The organism is Methylomonas sp. Uni0009, from assembly GCF_054188105.3.
Window position 1 is genome coordinate 1 of record NZ_JBTAFN010000003.1, and the last position, 20,262, is coordinate 20,262.

21 protein-coding genes are annotated in these 20,262 nt (G+C 49.7%); 10 read left to right on the plus strand and 11 right to left on the minus strand.

Annotated elements, in window-relative coordinates; genetic code table 11:
- The first annotated feature begins 88 nt into the window (after positions 1 to 88).
- Complete coding sequence (grxD, locus tag ACWAU0_RS22730) at positions 89 to 409, plus strand: Grx4 family monothiol glutaredoxin (protein ID WP_458139350.1); 321 nt, start codon at positions 89 to 91, stop codon at positions 407 to 409.
- Between the two features lie 122 nt (positions 410 to 531).
- Here grxD and rnt read toward each other — a convergent pair whose 3' ends face one another.
- Positions 532 to 1,158: a ribonuclease T gene (gene rnt / locus ACWAU0_RS22735; RefSeq protein ID WP_205453725.1), complete on the minus strand. Its 627-nt coding sequence runs from the start codon at positions 1,156 to 1,158 to the stop codon at positions 532 to 534.
- Positions 1,159 to 1,248: 90 nt separating this feature from the next.
- On the opposite strand from rnt, the gene ACWAU0_RS22740 reads away from it, so the two are divergent.
- Positions 1,249 to 2,031, plus strand: coding sequence for an MlaA family lipoprotein (locus ACWAU0_RS22740; protein WP_033157256.1), 783 nt, complete (start codon positions 1,249 to 1,251; stop codon positions 2,029 to 2,031).
- 65 nt (positions 2,032 to 2,096) lie between these two features.
- On the opposite strand, the gene mtaB is transcribed toward ACWAU0_RS22740, so the two are convergent.
- From mtaB to ACWAU0_RS22775, 7 genes are all read right to left on the minus strand, one after another.
- Positions 2,097 to 3,383 (minus strand): tRNA (N(6)-L-threonylcarbamoyladenosine(37)-C(2))-methylthiotransferase MtaB, encoded by a 1,287-nt coding sequence (gene mtaB / locus ACWAU0_RS22745; protein WP_101051628.1) that lies wholly within the window; start codon positions 3,381 to 3,383, stop codon positions 2,097 to 2,099.
- A 62-nt stretch (positions 3,384 to 3,445) separates the two neighbouring features.
- The gene (locus ACWAU0_RS22750) at positions 3,446 to 4,675 is read right to left on the minus strand and encodes a spore maturation protein (protein ID WP_033157458.1); all 1,230 of its coding nucleotides are present in this window, start codon (positions 4,673 to 4,675) and stop codon (positions 3,446 to 3,448) included.
- A 15-nt stretch (positions 4,676 to 4,690) separates the two neighbouring features.
- A complete protein-coding gene (gene purB / locus ACWAU0_RS22755; RefSeq protein WP_101051510.1) occupies positions 4,691 to 6,049 on the minus strand; it encodes an adenylosuccinate lyase in 1,359 nt (452 codons plus the stop codon).
- 31 nt (positions 6,050 to 6,080) lie between these two features.
- On the minus strand, positions 6,081 to 6,773 hold the full coding sequence (locus ACWAU0_RS22760) for a DUF3226 domain-containing protein (protein WP_101051511.1): 693 nt from the start codon (positions 6,771 to 6,773) through the stop codon (positions 6,081 to 6,083).
- The gene (locus ACWAU0_RS22765; protein WP_101051512.1) at positions 6,773 to 7,915 is read right to left on the minus strand and encodes an AAA family ATPase; all 1,143 of its coding nucleotides are present in this window, start codon (positions 7,913 to 7,915) and stop codon (positions 6,773 to 6,775) included. The genes ACWAU0_RS22760 and ACWAU0_RS22765 overlap by 1 nt, the downstream gene beginning before the upstream one ends.
- Positions 7,916 to 7,924: 9 nt before the next feature.
- Positions 7,925 to 9,022, minus strand: coding sequence for a tRNA 2-thiouridine(34) synthase MnmA (gene mnmA / locus ACWAU0_RS22770; protein ID WP_101051513.1), 1,098 nt, complete (start codon positions 9,020 to 9,022; stop codon positions 7,925 to 7,927).
- The gene (locus tag ACWAU0_RS22775) at positions 9,019 to 9,474 is read right to left on the minus strand and encodes an NUDIX hydrolase (RefSeq protein ID WP_033157261.1); all 456 of its coding nucleotides are present in this window, start codon (positions 9,472 to 9,474) and stop codon (positions 9,019 to 9,021) included. The genes mnmA and ACWAU0_RS22775 overlap by 4 nt, the downstream gene beginning before the upstream one ends.
- Before the next feature lie 125 nt (positions 9,475 to 9,599).
- Here ACWAU0_RS22775 and clpS point away from each other — a divergent pair, with 125 nt between their 5' ends.
- Positions 9,600 to 9,923 (plus strand): ATP-dependent Clp protease adapter ClpS, encoded by a 324-nt coding sequence (clpS, locus tag ACWAU0_RS22780; RefSeq protein ID WP_020482550.1) that lies wholly within the window; start codon positions 9,600 to 9,602, stop codon positions 9,921 to 9,923.
- Between the two features lie 9 nt (positions 9,924 to 9,932).
- Positions 9,933 to 12,209, plus strand: a complete 2,277-nt coding sequence (clpA, locus tag ACWAU0_RS22785; RefSeq protein ID WP_033157262.1) for an ATP-dependent Clp protease ATP-binding subunit ClpA — start codon at positions 9,933 to 9,935, stop codon at positions 12,207 to 12,209.
- Positions 12,210 to 12,243: 34 nt separating this feature from the next.
- On the opposite strand, the gene infA is transcribed toward clpA, so the two are convergent.
- The 3 genes from infA to ACWAU0_RS22800 all read right to left on the minus strand — a co-directional run bounded on the left by infA (position 12,244) and on the right by ACWAU0_RS22800 (position 15,531).
- Positions 12,244 to 12,462, minus strand: coding sequence for a translation initiation factor IF-1 (gene infA, locus ACWAU0_RS22790; protein WP_013819653.1), 219 nt, complete (start codon positions 12,460 to 12,462; stop codon positions 12,244 to 12,246).
- 102 nt (positions 12,463 to 12,564) lie between these two features.
- The gene (locus ACWAU0_RS22795; RefSeq protein ID WP_458139351.1) at positions 12,565 to 14,679 is read right to left on the minus strand and encodes a RelA/SpoT family protein; all 2,115 of its coding nucleotides are present in this window, start codon (positions 14,677 to 14,679) and stop codon (positions 12,565 to 12,567) included.
- 378 nt (positions 14,680 to 15,057) lie between these two features.
- Complete coding sequence (locus tag ACWAU0_RS22800) at positions 15,058 to 15,531, minus strand: hypothetical protein (protein WP_033157264.1); 474 nt, start codon at positions 15,529 to 15,531, stop codon at positions 15,058 to 15,060.
- A 359-nt stretch (positions 15,532 to 15,890) separates the two neighbouring features.
- On the opposite strand from ACWAU0_RS22800, the gene ACWAU0_RS22805 reads away from it, so the two are divergent.
- The 6 genes from ACWAU0_RS22805 to ACWAU0_RS22830 all read left to right on the plus strand — a co-directional run bounded on the left by ACWAU0_RS22805 (position 15,891) and on the right by ACWAU0_RS22830 (position 20,243).
- Positions 15,891 to 16,622, plus strand: coding sequence for an Aq_1264-related membrane protein (locus ACWAU0_RS22805; RefSeq protein WP_458139352.1), 732 nt, complete (start codon positions 15,891 to 15,893; stop codon positions 16,620 to 16,622).
- 86 nt (positions 16,623 to 16,708) lie between these two features.
- Positions 16,709 to 18,007 (plus strand): cobyrinic acid a,c-diamide synthase CobB, encoded by a 1,299-nt coding sequence (locus tag ACWAU0_RS22810; protein WP_458139353.1) that lies wholly within the window; start codon positions 16,709 to 16,711, stop codon positions 18,005 to 18,007.
- A gap of 88 nt (positions 18,008 to 18,095) precedes the next feature.
- On the plus strand, positions 18,096 to 19,148 hold the full coding sequence (recA, locus tag ACWAU0_RS22815) for a recombinase RecA (protein ID WP_033157268.1): 1,053 nt from the start codon (positions 18,096 to 18,098) through the stop codon (positions 19,146 to 19,148).
- A complete protein-coding gene (locus ACWAU0_RS22820; protein ID WP_458139354.1) occupies positions 19,111 to 19,626 on the plus strand; it encodes a regulatory protein RecX in 516 nt (171 codons plus the stop codon). The genes recA and ACWAU0_RS22820 overlap by 38 nt, the downstream gene beginning before the upstream one ends.
- Positions 19,627 to 19,707: 81 nt before the next feature.
- Entirely contained in the window at positions 19,708 to 19,926 is a 219-nt protein-coding gene (locus tag ACWAU0_RS22825; RefSeq protein WP_171694640.1) for an addiction module protein, read from the plus strand.
- Entirely contained in the window at positions 19,923 to 20,243 is a 321-nt protein-coding gene (locus ACWAU0_RS22830) for a type II toxin-antitoxin system RelE/ParE family toxin (protein WP_171694641.1), read from the plus strand. The genes ACWAU0_RS22825 and ACWAU0_RS22830 overlap by 4 nt, the downstream gene beginning before the upstream one ends.
- Positions 20,244 to 20,262 lie beyond the last annotated feature (19 nt).

The following is a 20,262-nucleotide window of genomic DNA, read 5'->3' on the forward strand; positions in this document are numbered from 1 at the left end:
TGACCCAAAATCACCCCACTGCTGCTCCCTTCTCTTTTGCGGACGGGGTTGTTAGAATCCCCTCCATCAATGTTTAACGAGAAAACGCATGAGTGCAATAGACAGAATCCAAGCCCAATTAGCCAGCCATCCTGTGGTCTTATACATGAAAGGCACCCCGGACTTCCCTCAGTGTGGATTTTCCAGCCGGGTGGTGCAAGTCTTGCAGGCTTGCAATGCGGATTATGCCCACATCAATATCTTTGAAGACCCTGAAGTGCGTGAAGCCTTAAAAGAATACTCGCACTGGCCTACCTATCCCCAACTGTATATCAACGGCGAGTTAATCGGCGGCTGCGACATCGTTATCGATCTCTTTAATAAAGGCGAGCTTGATAATATGCTGGCGAGCGTTGGCTCCAAACTTTAGTCGAAAAAGGTATATTAATTAAGCAGCAGCGTGCCTATTCGACCGTGTATTGCGATGGACTTTCTGCCATTCTCGCCAATGTGTTTGGGTGTAATGTGTTCTAAGTCGCTAATTGGCTACATTTACGTCGCTTCGTACTCGCTTAATTTTTTCCAGCGGTTGATAATCATACAAAACAACTCGGCAGTTTGTTCGGCGTCGTAAAGTGCTGAATGTGCTTTTTCGTTATCCCAGACAATTCCGGCAGCTTGAGCAATTTTTGCTAAAACTGTTTGGCCGTACATTAGCCCTCCGAGTGTGGCGGTATCGAAACTACTGAATGGATGAAACGGGCTTCGTTTGTAGTTGGTTCGTTCAATAGCGGCGTTCAAAAAATTGATATCGAAAGCTGGGTTGTGACCAACCAAAATAGCTCTCTTGCATTCGTTACGTTTTACAGCGGCTTTGATAGGGGTAAACAGCTTGGTAAGCGCATCCTTCTCTTCTATAGCCATGCGGAAAGGATGGTATGGATCGATACCGGTAAATTTGAGCGCTGCGTCATCCAGCTCTGAGTTTTTGAAAGGAATGATATTGCAGTGATGTTTTTCGGTGACATGCAGCCATCCATCAGTGTCTGGTTCGACTATTACGGCGGCGATTTCCAATAGTGGATTTTTTTTTGAATTAAAGCCGGCGGTCTCTATATCGACAATAACAGGAAGGTAACCTCTGAAACGGTTGCCTAACGGATTTAGGTTTATTTCCATTGAGTTTGATGGGCTAAAAAAGTCGGTTGTGCGTTATGTTACGTGAGTTTTGGATAGGTATAAACAATATTCAATTGGTGAGGTGAAGTTATGCAAGATCGGAAAAAAGGTTGGGTTATCTTAGGGTTACTGACCGTATTAAACGGTTGTGCCACGACCCGCGGTGTCGATCCTAAAGATCCTTGGGAGGGCTGGAACAGAGGCGTGCAATCATTTAATGACGGCGTGGACGATTATGTCATGAAACCGGTTGCCAAAGGCTACGATTGGGTGATGCCCGATTTTGCGGACCAAGCGGTTACTAATTTTTTCAGCAATGTCGATGACATAGGTGTTTGTACCAACGATGTTTTGCAAGGAAAACTCCTGCAATCGGGTCAGGACGGCGCGCGTTTCTTGGTGAACACCACCATCGGTGTCGCCGGGCTTATCGATGTTGGGACGATGATCGATTTGCCGAAGCATAATGAAGATTTTGATCAAACCTTAGGCTATTGGGGAATACCTACCGGCCCTTACTTGGTCCTGCCGTTTTTCGGACCCAGTTCGCCACGTGGCGTGTTCGGGTTGGTTGGCGATGCCGCGATGAATCCGTTTACTTATGCCGGTATCTACATAAATCCAAATTGGATTGGCGCGGCGGTTTCGATTGGTCCTGGTGCATTGAAAGTCATCGACGCGCGCTCAGATCTGCTGGGTATGGAAAAAGTCGCTACCGAGGCGGCACTGGATCGTTACGAGTTTTTTAAAAATGCCTATCTTTCCAGACGTAATTATCTGGTTCACGATGGCAAGGTTCCAGACGAAGATGTGTTGAAATTCGACGAAATGCAGGGCGGTGGGCGTGGACCGCTCGATCCGAATCCGTATTGATTTAAACTGTTCTACTCTTATGTAAAAGGCCGTAAAGCAAATAGCTTTGCGGCTTTTTTATTGCTTCAATCCAAGCGGACGAGCACGAAATCCGGTTTCGCTTCTATCAGTACTCCCGACATTATCCTATTTTCCAGAATGAGGTCGGGTGCCACATCGCAGGCTACCCTTAGATAGTTCGGTGTGTAGCCGAAATGGCGGACCACGCCATCTTGCTGAGCTTCTTTTTGCCCTTCCCATAAAATGTTGGCCTGTTCGCCGAGGTTTTCGGCAATGAAGTTATGCTTCATTGTGTCGGCTAATTCATGCAATTGCTTGCTGCGCAGTTTCTTTGTGTTCTGATCGACTTGATCCGGCAAACCCGCGGCTTTGGTGCCTTCCCGAGGCGAATAGCTGAAAATGTGAATATGACCAAAACCCAGGCTTTTGATGTAATCAAAACTTTCCTGCCATTCCAGTTCGGTTTCGCCCGGAAAGCCGACGATGATGTCGGTAGTGATATTGAAATGCGGAATCGTCGCTCGGGCCAGTTTAACAATCTGGCCGAATTCCTCCGTTTTACAGCGCCTGGCCATGCGCCGTAGTACGCTGTCACTGCCGCTCTGCAAGGGCAAATGCAGATGTGGCATCAGTCTTGAATTTTTGAACAACTCGAAGAAACCATCCGGCAATTCCCAAGGTTCCAGAGAACCCATGCGCAGGCGTGGAATCTCCGTCTTAGCCAGGATTTCGCTAACCAATTCGACCAAATTACTGTTGATGTCACTGCCGTAACCGCCCAAATGCACACCGGTGATGATGGCTTCGTTGATGCCTTGAGCGTGCAGCGCGTTGATCTCGTCAATGACTGCTTGAATCGGCCGGCTGCTTTCCTCGCCGCGAGCAACGGTAACGATGCAGAAGGTGCAGCGGTAGCGGCAGCCGTCCTGTACCTTGACGAAGGCGCGCTGGCGGCCACGGCTGAACAGCGACACTTCGCCGGGTTCGGTCGACATCGTCGGCATGCTATCCAAATTCAGTTCGGCCAGGGTTTTCTCCACCAGCTGGTTTTTGTCCTGGTTGCCGACTATCAAGTCCACGCCCATCAATTGCGCGGCTTCTTCCTCGTTCAGTGTCGCGTAACAGCCGCTGACCACCAGCTTGGCTTGCGGATTATCACGGTGAATGCGGCGTATCATTTGCTTGGATTTTTTCACGGCGTCCTGAGTCACCGCGCAGGAATTGATGATCACCAATTGCGCGTCGCTCAAGTTACGGGTGATGTCGTGGCCTCTAGCCTGAAAGGCTTGTGCCCAGGTTTCCAGTTCCGCTTCGTTGAGACGGCAGCCGAGGGTTTTTAAATGTATCTGCATGTAAATATAAAACAAAATGTAGGGTGCATAAGCGTAGCGTCATACGCCGACAATCAAAATAATTAACCAAAAAACCAATAAGTCACCAAAATCGCGGTCACGATGCCGCCAAGGTCTGCAACGATGCCGCAGGCGGCAGCATGGCGAATCTGCTTGATGTTCACCGCACCGAAATACACCGCCAACACATAAAAGGTGGTCTCGGTGCTGCCTTGCACCACCGATGCCAGCCGGCCGGCAAAGGAATCGGCACCGTGGGTCTGCATGGTGTCTATCATCATCGCCCGCGCGCCGCTGCCGCTGAACGGTTTCATCAGTGCAGTCGGCAGGCCGTCGATGAAACGGTTGTCGATGCCGGCAGCATTGACCAATAGCCTTACACCGTCGGTAATCAATTCCAACGCGCCGCTGGCCCGGCACACTCCGAAAGCCACCAGCATCGCCACCAGATAAGGAATGATGGTGATCGCGGTCTGGAAACCGTGCTTGGCGCCTTCGACGAACAATTCGTAGGCGTTCAGACCTTTGTAGGCAGCGGCGGCGATGAACGACACCACCAAGCCGAACAAAATCACATGGCTGACCAGAGCCGATTGCTTGAGCATTTCTGCCTGATCCAAGCCCGCGAAATAAGCCAGTATGCCGCCGACCAAGATGGTGATGCCGCCCAGATAAGCCATCACCACCTTGTCCAGCAAATTGATCTTCTGCACGGCGGCGACGGCCAGCAGGCCGGTCAGCGTCGACATATAGGTGGCGATCAATATCGGAATGAACACGTCGGTCGGATTGGCGGCACCCAGTTGAGCCCGGTAAGCGAAGATCGTTACCGGAAACAGCGTCACCGAGGAGGTGTTGATCACTAGAAATAAAATCTGCGCATCGCTGGCCCGCTCGGGATGCGGATTCAAGGTTTGCATTTCCTGCATGGCCTTGATGCCCATCGGCGTCGCGGCATTGTCCAGCCCCAACATATTGGCGGCGATGTTCATCACCATTGCCCCCTGCGCCGGATGACCTTTGGGAATCTCCGGCATCAACCGGCTGAATAGAGGATTCAGTGCCTTGGTCAATAGATCGATGAAACCGCTATGCTCGCCGACTTTCATGATGCCCAGCCACAAGGCCAGCACGCCGCTAAGCCCCAGCGAAATCTCGAACGCGGTCTTGGATAGGCTGAACATCGCATTCATCAACTCGGAAAACACCTGGGTATCGCCCAGCACCAGCAGCTTGAAGGCGGCGGTGGCGAAGGCGGTCAGGAAGAAGAATATCCAGATGAAGTTCAGCAACAACCGGTCCCGTGATTAGCCGATTTTCTTGGCCAAATCTGCCGCGTAGCCGGTGTAGCTGTGCGGCGTGAGTTTCAGCAACTCGGCCTTGGCTTCCGTAGGAATTTCCAGCTTCTCGACGAAGGCACGCATGCCGTCGCCGGTGACGCGATTGCCGCGGGTCAGCTCTTTCAATTTTTCGTAAGGCTTTTCGATACCGTAGCGGCGCATCACGGTTTGGATGGGCTCGGCCAACACTTCCCAGTTTTGGTCCAGGTCTTGATCGAGTAACGCCGGATTGATTTCCAATTTGGAAATACCTTTCAAGGTCGATTGTATGGCGATGCTGGTGTGGGCGATGCCGACGCCGATGTTGCGCAAAACTGTGGAATCGGTCAAATCGCGCTGCCAGCGCGAGACCGGCAGTTTGTCGGCCAGGAAGCCAAAAATCGCATTCGCCAATCCCAGATTGCCTTCGGAGTTTTCGAAGTCGATCGGGTTGACCTTGTGCGGCATGGTCGAGGAGCCGACTTCGCCGGCCACGGTTTTTTGCTTGAAATAACCCAGCGAAATATAGCCCCAGACGTCGCGGTCGAAGTCCAGCAGAATAGTGTTGAAACGGGACAGGGCGTGAAAAAACTCGGCCATGTAATCGTGCGGCTCGATCTGGATAGTGTATGGGTTGAAAGTCAGGCCCAGCGACTCGACAAAGTTTTGCGCAAAAGCAGCCCAATCCACATCCGGATAGGCGACGCTGTGTGCGTTGTAATTGCCGACCGCGCCGTTGATTTTGCCCAGCAGTTCGACGTTCGCCAGTTGTTGGCGCTGGCGTTGCATGCGGGCGACGACATTGGCGAATTCCTTGCCAACCGTGGTCGGTGTCGCCGACTGGCCGTGGGTACGCGACAGCATCGGTTGTTCGGCGCTATTCAGTGCCAATTGCTTGATCGCGTCTATCGTCGCATCGACTTCCGCCAGCATCAGGCCGCGGCCTTCCTTCAGCATCAGCGCATAAGACAGATTATTGATGTCTTCCGAGGTGCAGGCGAAGTGGAAAAACTCATTGATGGCCTGCAGTTCCGCGTTGCCTTCGATCTTTTTCTTCAGGAAATACTCGACTGCCTTGACGTCGTGGTTGGTGGTTTTCTCGATGTCCTTGACCGCTTGGGCGTCGGCTTCGGAAAAATCGCTGACGATGTTATTCAGCACGGTGGTCGCTTCGGCGGATAAGGCTGGCACTTCGGCAATTTTGGCTTCGGCGGCCAGTGCTTGCAGCCAGCGCACTTCTACCTCGACCCGGTAACGGATCAAGCCGTATTCGCTGAAAATGGGGCGCAAGGCGTCGACTTTGCCGGCGTAGCGGCCGTCGATGGGGGAGATGGCGGTGAGTGTCATAAAGCTATTTCCTTAGAAAATATTTGGATAATTATTTAAAAACCGAGACTAACCAGTTGCTGAAATTAGCAGCGGCTTCGATAGTTAATAGGTTTTCGGACAACGCATCCGGCAATCTTATGCCAGGCTCTTTTTGCCAAGCTCGCCATGTATAGATTCTGGCTTTCGACAAATGAATGTCTTTAAATAGCTTGGTCGGTAAGTTATTTATTGAGAAGTTTGCGTGAGCTAATAGCGATTGTTGTTCGGCGCTGGCTGAAATCATTTGCTCGACAAAATTTTCAATCATTCCGTCATTTTGATGATCGGGCATGATCCATAAGCCAATATCAGGTAAGCCGTTTGTGTGCTTGAAAATATCGCCTGTTTTGTAATTAGGCTGATCCGATATTTCGTAGAGGCCGTAATTTTGTTTTTGTAAAAAGTCGTTTATTTTCTTGGTGACCAAATCTCGTCTTGAAGTAACTCCACCATTGTTGTCTAGCTCAAAGTCAGCATCTATTACAATGGCTAACTTATCAATATCACCGCTACGTAAGCGTTTAATTTCTGTTGGTAAATGGTCAATCAGGTTGGTCCAGCCGTTTCGTTGTGAGCCCCTGTCCTTCGGAGTGACGATAGTTATTTCGGGTACTTCGACATCAATAAGTCCCAGTTTCTTGCAGAATGCTTTGAAAAAGGCTCGATCATCATTACCTTCAACTAACAATATCTTTTTAGACATTATCTAATCTCAAGTTCTGATGCAGTTATGGTTTGTAACTCGGCTTCATCGTAAACAGTGGTAATGATCTTTCCATTATCGCTGGTGAGTTTGCTTCTGGATACTTTCAGCAAAATGCCATCGCCAGGGCTTTCAATTGCCGTTTTGGTAAAACTCTCGATACAATCCCAGCTATGGGTCGTTGCAAATACTTGTATATTTAATTCTTTTGCAAGTTGAAAAATGATACGCCAGACTTCTTCTTGAACACTGTAGTGCAAGCCGTTTTCAAACTCGTCAATTAATAAAATGCCATCTTTTGCAGGAAATACAGATAATATCAGCTGTAATATGCGCGACATGCCGTCGCCCATGCTGCTGAGAGGGATTCTATTTTCAACATCTTTGGTTTTAACGATCGCAAAACGGCTGTTGTTTTGATGAGATTCGATGAATGCAAGTTTTTCAATACGATCATCAATCAACTTTAAAGCTTTTATGACAATATTCTCGTATGGGCTTAGTGTTATTTCATCCCAGAGAGTAGATAGTTGTTCTGATGATAAAAAATCTGACGGAACATAACTTAATCCAAATGAATAAAGTTTAGAATTCAGGAGCCAAAATGTAGAAAACTGATTTTTGGTTTCCTCTAATTCCTGAATTGTATTTTTACCTGATTCTAAGGTTATGCGAATTGCCGGATATAATAAAGCTGAATCTTTAACATTTGACAAGTCAGGTTTTACGATAACTCTTCGGCGAGTGGAAAATGGCTGCCCGTCTTCATCAATATCTGATTCATCTTTAAAATAATAAAAGATATACTCAATTTTTAGAAGATTTTTTTCATTGGATGATAAAGATATATTGATATTTTCACTTGAAGGGAACTTTCGATTAGGAAAGAGGTTTTTTAGCCCTAGCCAATTTTTTATACTACCGTCAAGAGATGTGCGATCTAAACTATATGATTCGTCATGTTCATTCAGTATTGCGCTGAGTAGCTCAAGATTTGCGTCCCCAGCATAGATGCGCAGTGCCTCAAGAATAGAGCTCTTGCCACTATTATTTTTTCCTACAATTAAATTCACGCGGCCAAGCTTTGGGATTTCCAAATCCTCTAACATGCGGAAATTTTTAATGCGTAAATTGGTTAGCATTGTTAATCCTTATGTTTGATTATATTTCGACTCAATTATCCCGCCACCCAAACAAACTTCGCCCTTATAAAACACCACCGACTGTCCCGGCGTAATCGCTCGTTGTTGTTCGTCGAAGCGGACTTTGACGCGGCTGCCGCCGTCGGTTGGTTCGACTATGCATTCCTGGTCAGGCTGGCGGTAGCGGGTCTTGGCGGCGCAACGAATGGTTTCAGTCAAAGGCCGGCTGCAGCACCAATCCAGTTGACCTGCTTCCAGGGTGTTATGCAGCATCAGCGGATGTTCATGCCCTTGGCCGACGATCAGCACGTTGTTATCCAGGTCTTTGTCCAACACGAACCAGGGTTCGTCAGGCGCGTCCTTGACGCCGCCAATGCCCAAGCCCTGGCGTTGGCCCAGGGTGTAATACATCAAGCCATGATGCTTGCCGATATATTGCCCTTCCGGAGTGCGCATTTCACCAGGTTGGTGCGGCAAATAGCGTTGCAGAAATTCCTTGAATTTGCGTTCGCCGATGAAGCAAATGCCGGTGCTATCTTTCTTCCGGCTGTTGGCAAAGCCGGCTCTGTCGGCCATTGCGCGGATTTCCGGCTTGTGCAGGTGGCCTATTGGAAACAGGGTACGAGACAAGGCTTTTTGTCCCATCGCATAGAGAAAATAGCTTTGCTCTTTGTTGGGATCCAGGCCTTTTAATAGCTGGAATTCGCCGTCTTGTTCGCGAACGCGGGCATAGTGGCCGGTGGCAATATATTGGGCGCCCAAGTCTTCAATGGCGTAATCCAAAAAAGCTTTGAATTTGACGTGTTTGTTACAAAGTATGTCGGGATTGGGGGTGCGGCCGGCCTTAAACTCTGACAAAAACACTTCAAATACCTCGTCCCAATATTCGGCGGCGAAGTTGACGGTTTTTAGTTTTATGCCAAGTTTGTCGCAAACTTGCTGTGCGTCGGCTAAGTCTTGCATCGCCGTGCAATATTCGGTGCCGTCGTCTTCCTCCCAGTTTTTCATGAACAAGCCCGTGACTTTGTGGCCTTGTTCTTGCAGGGCTAGAGCGGTAACGGAAGAATCGACGCCGCCGGACATGCCGACGATGATGTGTTTGCTCATTCTAAATCGATAAAAGACTGTAAGATGCTAAGCGGAAAGCGGTGACCTTTCAGGTATTCGTCCACAGTGGTCAATACCAAAGGGCTGCGCAATTGCTGGCGTTTTGCGTAAATTTCATTGCGGCTTAACCAGTGAGTGTCGATAATGCCGTCGTCGAGAGCTTGTTCTGGATTGTGGTTGTTGACTGTGCCGGAAAAACAGAAGCGAACAAAGCTGGGCATATGCGGATTTCTGCGCCATAACTGTGTGGCGATTAAAGCCTCCGGTTCAAATTGCCAAGCTGTTTCCTCGCAAACTTCGCGTTTGACGGCACTGATTAAATCTTCACCTTCTTCCAAATGACCAGCGGGCTGATTGAACGCAAGGCCTCGTGCCGTTGTCTCCTCAACCAGCAGGAAGCGACCGTCTTTTTCGATCACGGCGGCGACGGTGACGTGAGGTTTCCAAACCATGATATTGATAGAAAACGGTAAAAGGCGCGCATTTTACTAGAAATGTTTTTTATGTGCCTAAAGATTGAAATTTAATGTTTAAGACGCTATTTTTAAGACCACAATGATTCACAGCACCAAAGATTATGTCAGATTTTGAACCCTTGAAAGATGGTGACGGTAACACCGCGCTGCAAGAAGCCAAACCGCAGCTGAAAAGACCGCCACTGTATAAGGTTATGTTGCTTAATGACGACTTTACGCCGATGGATTTTGTCGTCGAAATATTGACTGATTTTTTTAACATGAGCCAAGAGAAAGCAACGCAGGTGATGTTGCAAGTGCATACGCAGGGTGTCGGCGTTTGTGGTACCTACACCAAAGACGTGGCTGAAACCAAAGTACATATTGTTAATGAATATTCCCGTGAGCACCATCACCCGCTGATGTGCACGATGGAAGAGGCGTGAGGGCTAACCATGCTAAGTAAAGAACTTGAAGTGACATTGAATGCTGCTTTTACCGGAGCTCATGCCAAAAGACACGAATTCATCACGGTCGAGCATTTGTTGCTGGCCTTGTTGGACAATGTCACGACGATACCGATTTTGATCGCTTGCGGCTGCAATGTTAATGCATTGCGGGCCGAACTAACCCGATTTATAGATGAAACCATTTCCTTGATTCCGGAAGGTATACAGCGCGAAACGCAACCCACTTTGGGTTTTCAGCGTGTTTTACAGCGCGCCGTATTTCATGTCCAGGCTTCCGACAAAAAAGAAGTCACCGGCGCGAACTTATTTGTTGCCTTGTTTAGTGAACAGGATTCGCACGCGGTTTATCTGTTGAACAAACAAGACATCACTCGTTTGGATGTGGTCAATTATCTGGCGCACGGGGTTTCCAAAATCGAGCAGTTCAGAAAAGAAAATAACGAAGAGCCGGAATCCGAGCGCGGCAGCAATGAAGCTTTGTCCAGCCCATTGGAAAAATACGCAACCAACTTGAACGAAGAAGCCCTGAAAGGCAACATCGATCCTTTAATCGGCCGCGAGCTGGAAGTGGAAAGAACCATTCAGGTGCTTTGCCGCCGCCGCAAAAATAATCCGCTATTGGTAGGGGAGGCTGGTGTCGGTAAAACCGCTATAGCTGAAGGTTTGGCGAAACGAATTGTTGAAGAACAAGTGCCGGATATTTTGTTGAATAGTGTGATTTATTCACTAGATATGGGTGCACTGGTGGCGGGTACCAAGTATCGCGGCGACTTTGAAAAACGACTCAAGGCTTTAATTAGCCAGCTCAAAAAAGAACCGGACTCGATTTTATTTATTGACGAAATTCATACCATTATTGGTGCGGGTTCCGCTTCCGGTGGGGTTATGGATGCCTCTAACTTGATCAAACCGGTGTTGGCGTCCGGACAATTGCGTTGTATTGGGTCCACTACTTATCAAGAATATCGGGGTATTTTCGAAAAAGACCACGCTCTAGCGCGGCGCTTCCAGAAAATCGATGTGATAGAGCCATCGATAGAAGATACTGTATTAATTTTGAAGGGCTTGAAGTCGCGGTTTGAAGAGCATCATGGCCTGAAATACACCCAAGAAGCATTGCGACTGGCGGTGGAATTATCAGCGCGTTATATCACAGACAGGCATTTGCCTGACAAAGCCATTGATGTGATCGACGAAGCCGGGGCCAGGCAGCGGTTGTTTGCCGGTATTGATCGCAAGGATCTGATCGATACTGCCGAGATAGAAGAAATCGTCGCCAAAATTGCCAGGGTTCCGGCACAATCGGTATCGTCAAACGACATTGATAAATTGTCGAGCTTGGAAAAAAACCTGAAGATGCTGGTGTTTGGCCAAGACGAAGCCATTTCAGAGCTGGCGTCGGCAATTAAGCTATCGCGGGCCGGATTGCGCGATACCACTAAAACGATCGGTTCGTTCCTGTTTGCCGGTCCTACCGGGGTCGGTAAAACCGAAGTGACTCGGCAGCTAGCCAAAGTATTGGGCATTGAGTTGATTCGCTTCGATATGTCTGAGTACATGGAGCGGCATACTGTATCACGCTTGATCGGCGCGCCTCCGGGGTATGTCGGGTTCGATCAGGGCGGATTGCTGACCGAAGCGGTGACCAAACATCCGCATGCCGTGTTGTTGCTGGACGAGTTGGAAAAAGCGCATCCGGATGTATTCAACCTGTTACTACAGGTGATGGATCACGGCACCTTGACCGACAACAACGGTCGCAAAGCGGATTTTAGAAATATCATTTTGATTATGACCACTAATGCCGGTGCGGAAGAAAGCAGCCGGGCATCTATCGGCTTTACCCAGCAAAATCATGCTTCCGATAGTATGAAAGTGATCGAGCGAGGGTTTTCGCCGGAATTTAGAAATCGTCTGGACGCAATTGTGCAATTCAAACCGCTGGATTTGGCGGTGGTGGGCAGTGTGGTCGATAAGTTTATTTTCGAGCTGGAAGCCATATTGGCGGACAAAAATGTCACATTGACTTTAGAACCTGCGGCGAGAGCGTGGCTGGCCGAACATGGTTGCGATCCAAAAATGGGTGCGCGGCCAATGGCGCGATTGATTCAGGAAAAGATCAAAAAACCGCTGGCAGAAGATTTATTGTTCGGTCGTTTAGCGAATGGCGGTCACGTGCGAGTGCATGTCGAGAACGATGCGTTGGCTTTTGCGATCGAGAGCAAACAACTAATCGTTTCGGAATTGAATCAAGTAGTATAAAGCGAGGGAAGCAATCGCTTTCCCGAAAGACGGGTTAGCGATTGCGGAAAGTAATGCGGCCTTTGGTCAAGTCGTAAGGTGTCATTTCTACGCGGACTTTATCGCCAGTCAGGATGCGGATGTAGTGTTTGCGCATTTTGCCGGAGATGTGGGCGGTAACGATGTGACCATTTTCCAATTCGACGCGAAACATAGTGTTGGGCAGGGTATCGATAACCTTGCCATCCATTTCAATCTGATCTTCTTTTGCCATAGTCAAAGCTCTAAATTTAAAACGCCTATGTTAGCATGAATCCTCTGCTGAGCCGCTAAAAAAGTCTCCCGGATAGTTGAATTAGTGCTGATACAGGGCGCGTCAGACTTTCCTTCTCACTTCAATAATATTTGGCAAATGGCTGATACGTGCCAGCACCAAACTAAGTTGCTCGGTATTTTCGATTTGAATTGTCATATTCAGAATCGCGGACAAATCGTCGTGGGTCTTCAATGAGGCGTTGCTGATATGTACTTTCCCGGCGGCTAATACCTGAGAAACGTCGTTCAACAAATTTTGCGCGTTAAAGGCATGAATCAAAATCGGTACGCTGTGATGTACAGTTTGTTGACCGCTCCAATCGGCTTTCAACAATTGCAATTGCTGCTCGGGCGACAGATGCCGAATATTCTCGCAGTCGCGGCGATGAATAGTGATACCGCGTTTATGCGAGATAAAGCCGATAATTTCGTCACCCTTTACCGGCGAGCAGCAATGGGCCAGCGTGGTCACTACATTATCAATGTCATCGATAGTAATCGCTGATTGCGTAGAGGATTTGCTGGGCACCAATTTGATCGGTGTTGGTTCCAATTCCGGAATTTTCAACGCGCCGGCCAATTGCCGGTTGTTGATGTCGCCGTGGCCTAGCGCTTCATAAAAATGTTCTGTATCCGCGAATTTAAAATGCCTTAACAATTCGTTGATATCGACGGTTTTCAAGCCTAGCCGCTTGCTTTCCTTATCCAGCAGCAATTTGCCGGCCGCAATATTTTCGGCTTGCTGTTGTTGTTTGAACCAGCTTTTTACCTTGCTGATGGCTCGCGGGGTTTTTAGGTAACCGAGGTTGGGATTCAGCCAATTGTGATTGGGTTGACCGTTTTTAACGGTGATGATTTCCACCTGCTCCCCAGAGCACAGCTTGTAAGTCAAGGGCTTGATCTGGCCGTTAACTTTTGCGCCGCGGCAACTGTGACCCACCTCGGTATGGATCGCATAAGCAAAATCCAGTGGCGTAGCGCCCTTGACCAGGTCGATCAATTTGCCGGCAGGCGTCAGCACGAATACCCGGTCGGAGAACAGCTCGGTATGAAAGTTTTCCAGCAAGCCGTCAGTGTTATCTTTGTCTTCCAGCAGTTGTCGGAGCGAGGCGATGTTCTTCTCGGTGGCGGCGTTGAACTTGCTGCCCTCTTTATAACGCCAGTGCGCTGCCACACCCAGCTCTGCAAAGTCGTGCATGGCTTTGGTACGGATTTGAATTTCGATACGGTTGCCGTCTTCATCCAAAACTACGGTATGCAGGGACTGATAGCCGTTTTCCTTAGGGTTGGCGATGTAATCGTCGAATTCCCGCGGAATATGCTGCCAATGGCTGTGCGCCAAGCCTAGCACCATGTAGCAGGCCGACAAACTGTCCACCACCACGCGCACTGCCAATAAGTCGTACAGTTCGTTTATAGCCAGTTGCTTGCGGCGCATCTTGTTCCAGATGCTATAGATATGCTTGGGCCTACCGTAGACCTTGGCCTGTATGCCTTCCTGGTTTAAACGGTTTTGAAGTGCCGCTAAAAACCGCTCAATAAAGGCTTGGCGTTGTTCGCGATTGACAGCCAATGAGTCGGTGACAAAGCGGTAATGCTCAGGATCGGCATAACGAAACGCCAGGTCTTCCAATTCCCATTTGAATTGATTAATACCCAGGCGATTGGCGAGTGGCGCATAAATATCCAGGGTTTCCCTGGCAATGAAGCGGCGGATATTGTCTTGCTCGTGTTGGAGTCCGCGCAGCCGCTGAATACGAAAAGCCAATTTAATCAGCACCGCCCGCACGTCATGGGTCATTGCCAGCAGCATGCGTCGCAATATCTCGGCTTGATTGGGCTGGTTTGCCATGTCGGTACTGTAAATGCTGACATTATTCAGCCAGCTCACGTCTTTAACCAAGTCGGCGACTACCGGTCCGAATTGCTCGCGTATTGTCGAGTCGCTGAGTTTCCCGGCAACACGTGAATCGCTGAACAGCGCCGCCAGAATAGTTTCCAGATCGATATGCACACTCATTAAAATTGAGGCGACATCGACGCCTTTGGGGCGGAGAGTGTCCTTGCAGTTCGCCGAAAGTTGCTCGACCAGCTTCAGCGCGTGGCTTATCTGTAAGCTATCGGCGTCTGAAAACCCGGGAAACAGTTCGGTGACGGAAGAATTATTTTGAGTCATACCAATATTGTAAGACTAGCGAGGTGGGGCGGAAAATAGGGAATTTCCTGAAACTTGGGATTCGAATCCAGGCGTCAGAGTAAACGGCTAGCGACGCGCTTTACCCGTCCGCGCTCCCTGAGTGTCTATACGGGCAAAGCTATTGGGCAAAATTCAGGACACTCTCAAGCAGCCTACTCAGGCAGTAAGAAAACCACTCAAGTATGGCCGGATTTATTAAACCGGCCCTCAATATAGTCGCTCACGCTTATGCTTAGGCCGAGTTTTCAAGATGGATTCCCGCTTACGCGGGAATGACGGAGCAGGGAAATTTAAGTGTCCGATTAACAGGCAGGAAATTCTAAGATTCTTAGCATTAAGTGCCTGGGGAGACAGCCATTAATAAGCATCTTTATCCGTGATTTTGCCCTTGTCGTTGACCGCCACCTTCCATTTGCTGCCACCCACCTCAATAAACAATTCGTATTCTTCGCCCACGCCGTTCGGATTAATCACCAATTCCGCCTTATGCAGCTTATAGCCGGGGAAGTTATCGGCCAGCACTTTGGTCACGTCAGGTGATATTTCTAGACCGTTGTCCAGCAGGATTTCGTTCGCAAACAACGCGCCGTCGGTTCTAAATAACTCATGCTTCAATTCGTCTTCCGTATCCTTAAAGCTGACTTCCAGTAGCTGTTGACCAAAGTGGGTTTCCTGAGTCGCTTTCAGGTCCTGCGCTTGCGGGTGTCGTTTCAAAATATTGGCCCTGACTTTATCCGGGATTGCCACGCTAGCGGAATCTTGGGCTTGAGCGGTTGATAAGCTGCTGTAAAAGGTGGTAGCGGCAAGTAAGGAAAGTAATAAAGTACGCATATGTTCTCCTGCTGTGTTGGATCCCCCAATGACTTAAAGTGCTGGGGATGGTTTCATCGTTGTTTTTGCGGTACTAGCAAAAGTGGACGTTGGAAAATTCATTCAAAACCAGAACGTGCTGTTCTGAGAGCTTGAAGCACTCTTGGCGCTTAACCATGGTCGATTATGCGATAAAAATAAAAATCGCCGCTAGGATTTTTCCGCGAACTTGGCATAGATCAATATTTGCATATCGATTATTCTAAAAGCAGTTTGATGCCATTGAGCCGCTGGGGAGCCGATTTGGCTTGTCAGAAGCTTCCCGCAGCACCAGTCTAGCGCCATGGATCGTGCCCACTTTGCCTTTTTCTTAATTGCCTATGCCGAAGCAATATCGCCGTTTTCGAGATATTTCCACTAGTGAGAAAATATTAAATACTGTATTCCTGTTGACCATCGGGCTGGGCTATCTGATGGCCCTGGTGAATTTGTATTACACCCATCAAGGCCGCGACGGTAAGCGCGGTTTGTCGATAGACGACATTATCATTATGTACCACGGTTCCACCACGCAATCGCGGCTGGGCGCGGCGATCAACGGCATCATGGAGCCCAATCTGAAGTACAAAAGCGATAAGGAAGTGATCTTGAAATGGATCCAGGATGGCGCGGGGCAGCCTGCTTACGAGCAAAGAATTGCGCCGATTTTGAACCGCGACTGCATCCACTGTCATAACCCGGTCGCCAACCCGAGCCTGCCCAATCTGACGCATTACGAAGGTGTCGCGGAAGTGGCGCATAAAGGCGGGGCGTCGACGCCGGCGCTGGTCAGGGTGTCGCATATTCATTTATTCGGCATTGCCTTCATCCTGTTTTTCATTGGCAAAATTTTTCTGCTCTGCGATATGAATATCTACGTCAAGCGGGTGGCGCTGGTGATTCCGTTTTTTGCAATGCTATTGGACGTGGTGTCCTGGTTTGTCACCAAGCATATTTCCGAATTTGCCTATGTGGTAGTGCTTAGCGGTGCGTTGATGGGCTTGTCGATGGGCGTACAAATATTAATGAGTGTTTATCAAATGTGGTTCTATCGCAAGGAACCGGCCAAGTAGACGCCGGATTGCGTGCCGGCTGGATTGGTTAAACCGTCTTCATAAACGGTAGAATGGCCGATTGAAATTTCCATAGCCCGCTGTTTATGCATTCAAAACCCAATGTCCGGCATTGCCCTGCCATGTTAATCAGCGCCCCGGCTTCCGGGCAAGGCAAGACCACCGTCACCGCCGCGCTGGCTTACTACCATAGACAACAAGGCCGCAAGGTAAGGGTCTTTAAAACTGGCCCGGATTTCATCGATCCGCAGATTTTGGCGTATGCCAGCGGCCAGCCGGTTTATCAGCTGGATTTATGGATGATGGGCGAGGCGCATTGTCGCGAACTGCTGTACCGCGCCGCCGCCGAAGCCGATCTGATCTTGATTGAAGGCGTGATGGGTTTATTCGATGGCGACAGCAGTAGTGCTGATCTGGCCCAAGCTTTGGCGGTGCCGGTGGCCGCTGTGATTGACGCACAGGGCATGGCGCAAACCTTTGCGGCAGTCGCATTTGGTTTGGCGAACTATCGGCCTGATTTGGCGTTCGCGGGCGTGATCGCCAATAAAGTCGGTAGCGCGGGTCACGCCAGGATGCTGCGAGAAGCCTTGCCGGCGGGCATGCCCTTGTTGGCGGCGATGAGTCGAGACGAGGCAGTCGGCTTGCCGTCCCGGCACTTGGGCTTGCTGCAGGCCGACGAAATCGGTGATCTGGATACCAGGTTGGCGCGGGCCGCAGAATTATTGAATAGCTTTACGCCCTGTGTTTTACCCGAGCCAGTCGCCTTTGTCGCCGTTTCCACCGATCCGCCGCCACGCTTGTTGCAGGGTAAACGCATCGCGGTGGCGCGAGACGCGGCATTTTCGTTTATTTATCAAGCCAATCTGAATTGTCTGCAAGCGATGGGGGCCGAACTGGTATTTTTCTCGCCACTGGCTGATAGTGCCTTGCCAGAGGCCGATAGCGTTTACTTGCCGGGCGGCTACCCGGAACTGCATCTGCAAGCTTTAGCCGACAACTTGGCGATGAAGCAGGCTTTAACCGAGCATCATCAGGTCGGCAAAGCCATCTATGCCGAATGCGGCGGCTTTTTATATTTGCTGGATAGTTTGGCGGACAAGGAAGGCTATCAAGCGGCTATGGTAGGTTTGTTACCCGGCAGCGCAGTCATGCAAACCCGGTTGGCCAATTTGGGTATGCACAGTCTGCAATTGGCTCAGGGCGAGATTCGCGGTCACAGTTTTCATTTTTCCAGGCTGGAAACCACGCTGGAGCCGATTGCGGTTTCCTCGCCGCAACGCAGCTTTGGTCATGGCGAGGGCTTTTTCCGCAACGGCTCCTTACAAGCCTCCTATCTGCACTTGTATTTTCCTTTCAACCCGCAACTTGCTGCCGGTTTTTTCTAGGCTTTGCAGAACGATTAAAACTGTTTCACAGCCAGGGTATATGGGATAATGCGCGGCTTTCACCGGCCAGACAACAGCAGGTACTAAAATGGACGAAAACAAGAAAAAGGCGCTGGGCGCCGCGTTGATGCAGATCGAAAAACAATTCGGCAAGGGCTCCGTGATGCGGATGGGCGATGTCGCCGCCAGCCGCGACATCGAAGTCGTATCGACCGGTTCGCTGTCCTTGGATATTGCGCTGGGTGTCGGCGGTTTGCCGCGCGGCCGGATTATCGAAATCTACGGCCCGGAGTCGTCCGGTAAAACCACCTTGACGCTGCAAACCATCGCCCAGATGCAAAAACTGGGCGGCACGGCGGCATTCGTCGATGCCGAGCATGCGCTGGACCCTATCTACGCGCAAAAGATCGGCGTCAATATCGACGATTTGTTGGTTTCGCAGCCGGATACTGGCGAACAAGCCCTGGAGATCACCGATATGCTGGTGCGCTCCGGCGCCGTTGATATCGTGGTGGTCGACTCGGTGGCCGCTTTAACGCCCAAGGCCGAAATCGAAGGCGACATGGGCGACTCGCACATGGGTTTGCAAGCGCGCTTGATGTCGCAAGCCTTGCGCAAACTGACCGCCAATATCAAACGTTCCAACACTTTGGTGATTTTCATCAACCAGTTGCGGATGAAAATTGGGGTGATGTTTGGCAACCCGGAAACCACTACCGGCGGTAATGCGCTGAAGTTTTATGCCTCGGTGCGACTGGATATTCGCCGCATCGGCGCGATCAAGAAAGGCGACGAGGTGATCGGTAACGAGACCCGCGTCAAAGTGGTCAAAAACAAAGTGGCGCCGCCGTTCAAGCAAGCCGATTTCGAAATTCTGTATGGCGAAGGCGTGTCCTTCTTCGGCGAACTGGTGGATTTAGGTGTGGAATTTGGCTTCGTCCAAAAGTCCGGTTCTTGGTACGCCTACAACAACGAGAAAATTGGCCAGGGCAAGGATAACGCCAAGCAGTTTTTGCGCGATAACCCGGACAAAGCGGCAGAACTGGAAAAGGCCATCCGCGAAAAAGCCTTTGCCAAATTAGCGAGCGCGCCGGCGGCAGTCAGTGAAGACGACGACGCCGAGTTTGTCGACGGCGATTGAGCGCCGCCAACAGATCGAAGCCATTTGCCTGAGGTTGTTGGCCCGGCGCGAACATAGCCGCCGGGAACTGCTGGATAAATTGGCCTTGCGCGGCTTCGATCGCGACGAAGTTGAACCGGTTATCGATCAGATAGCCGAGCAGAACTGGCAAAACGATGCACGCTATGCCGAATGCTATGTCCGACAACGCATCCAGAATGGCTATGGTCCGATGCGAATTCGCTATGAACTCCAACAGCGCGGTATCAACGACGCCGATCTGGATGCACAGGCCGAGGAGCAAGGCGGCTGGCAAAATGTGCTGCTGGATGTGTATTCGCGTAAATACGACGACGAAAAATCGCTGACCCAAAACGAATGGTTGAAGCGCAGTCGCTTTTTACAGCAACGCGGCTTCAGCGGCGAGATGATCAAGCGCTTGTTTGCGGAATTGAAAATAAAATTGGCTAGAGCGGATGCCAATACGAATGCAAAGTAAACTAAGTTGGCATTTGGCGGACCCAATCGTGCATTACGCGATCCGCCTCGGTTTCCTGCTAGGCCTTTCGGGAGCGAATTTATGAAAGTTACACTGCCGCTAAAAGAAATGTCGGTTGCCGAGAAAATTGGCATGATGGAAGAGCTATGGAACGATTTATCCACTCGAGCAGCTGACTATTCATCACCTGATTGGCATGGTCATTTGTTGGCGGAAAGAAAGCGCCTGGCGGAGTCGGGTGAGATTGGTTTTACGGATTGGGAAGCAGCAAAGCGGGAAATTCAAGATAGGATTCGATGAAAATTCGAATTTTTGACAGCGCGAAATTTGATTTGCTGGATGGCTTTGAGTTTTACGAGCGGCAACAAGAGGGCGTCGGCCGTTATTTTTTGGACTCTCTTTATGCGGATATTGATTCGCTGGCTCTTTATGCCGGCATTCATCCCCAAAAGTTTGCTGACTTTCATCGGCTGTTAGCAAGAAGCTTTCCGTATGCGATTTATTACACTGTCGATGATGAATTTGTTTCTGTTTATGCCGTGATGGATTGTCGGCAAGACCCTATAAATATTAAAGCGCGTTTGGAAAATGAGCGAATTAGGCGATGGGGTGATTGACTTTATTAGCTTTGGGATT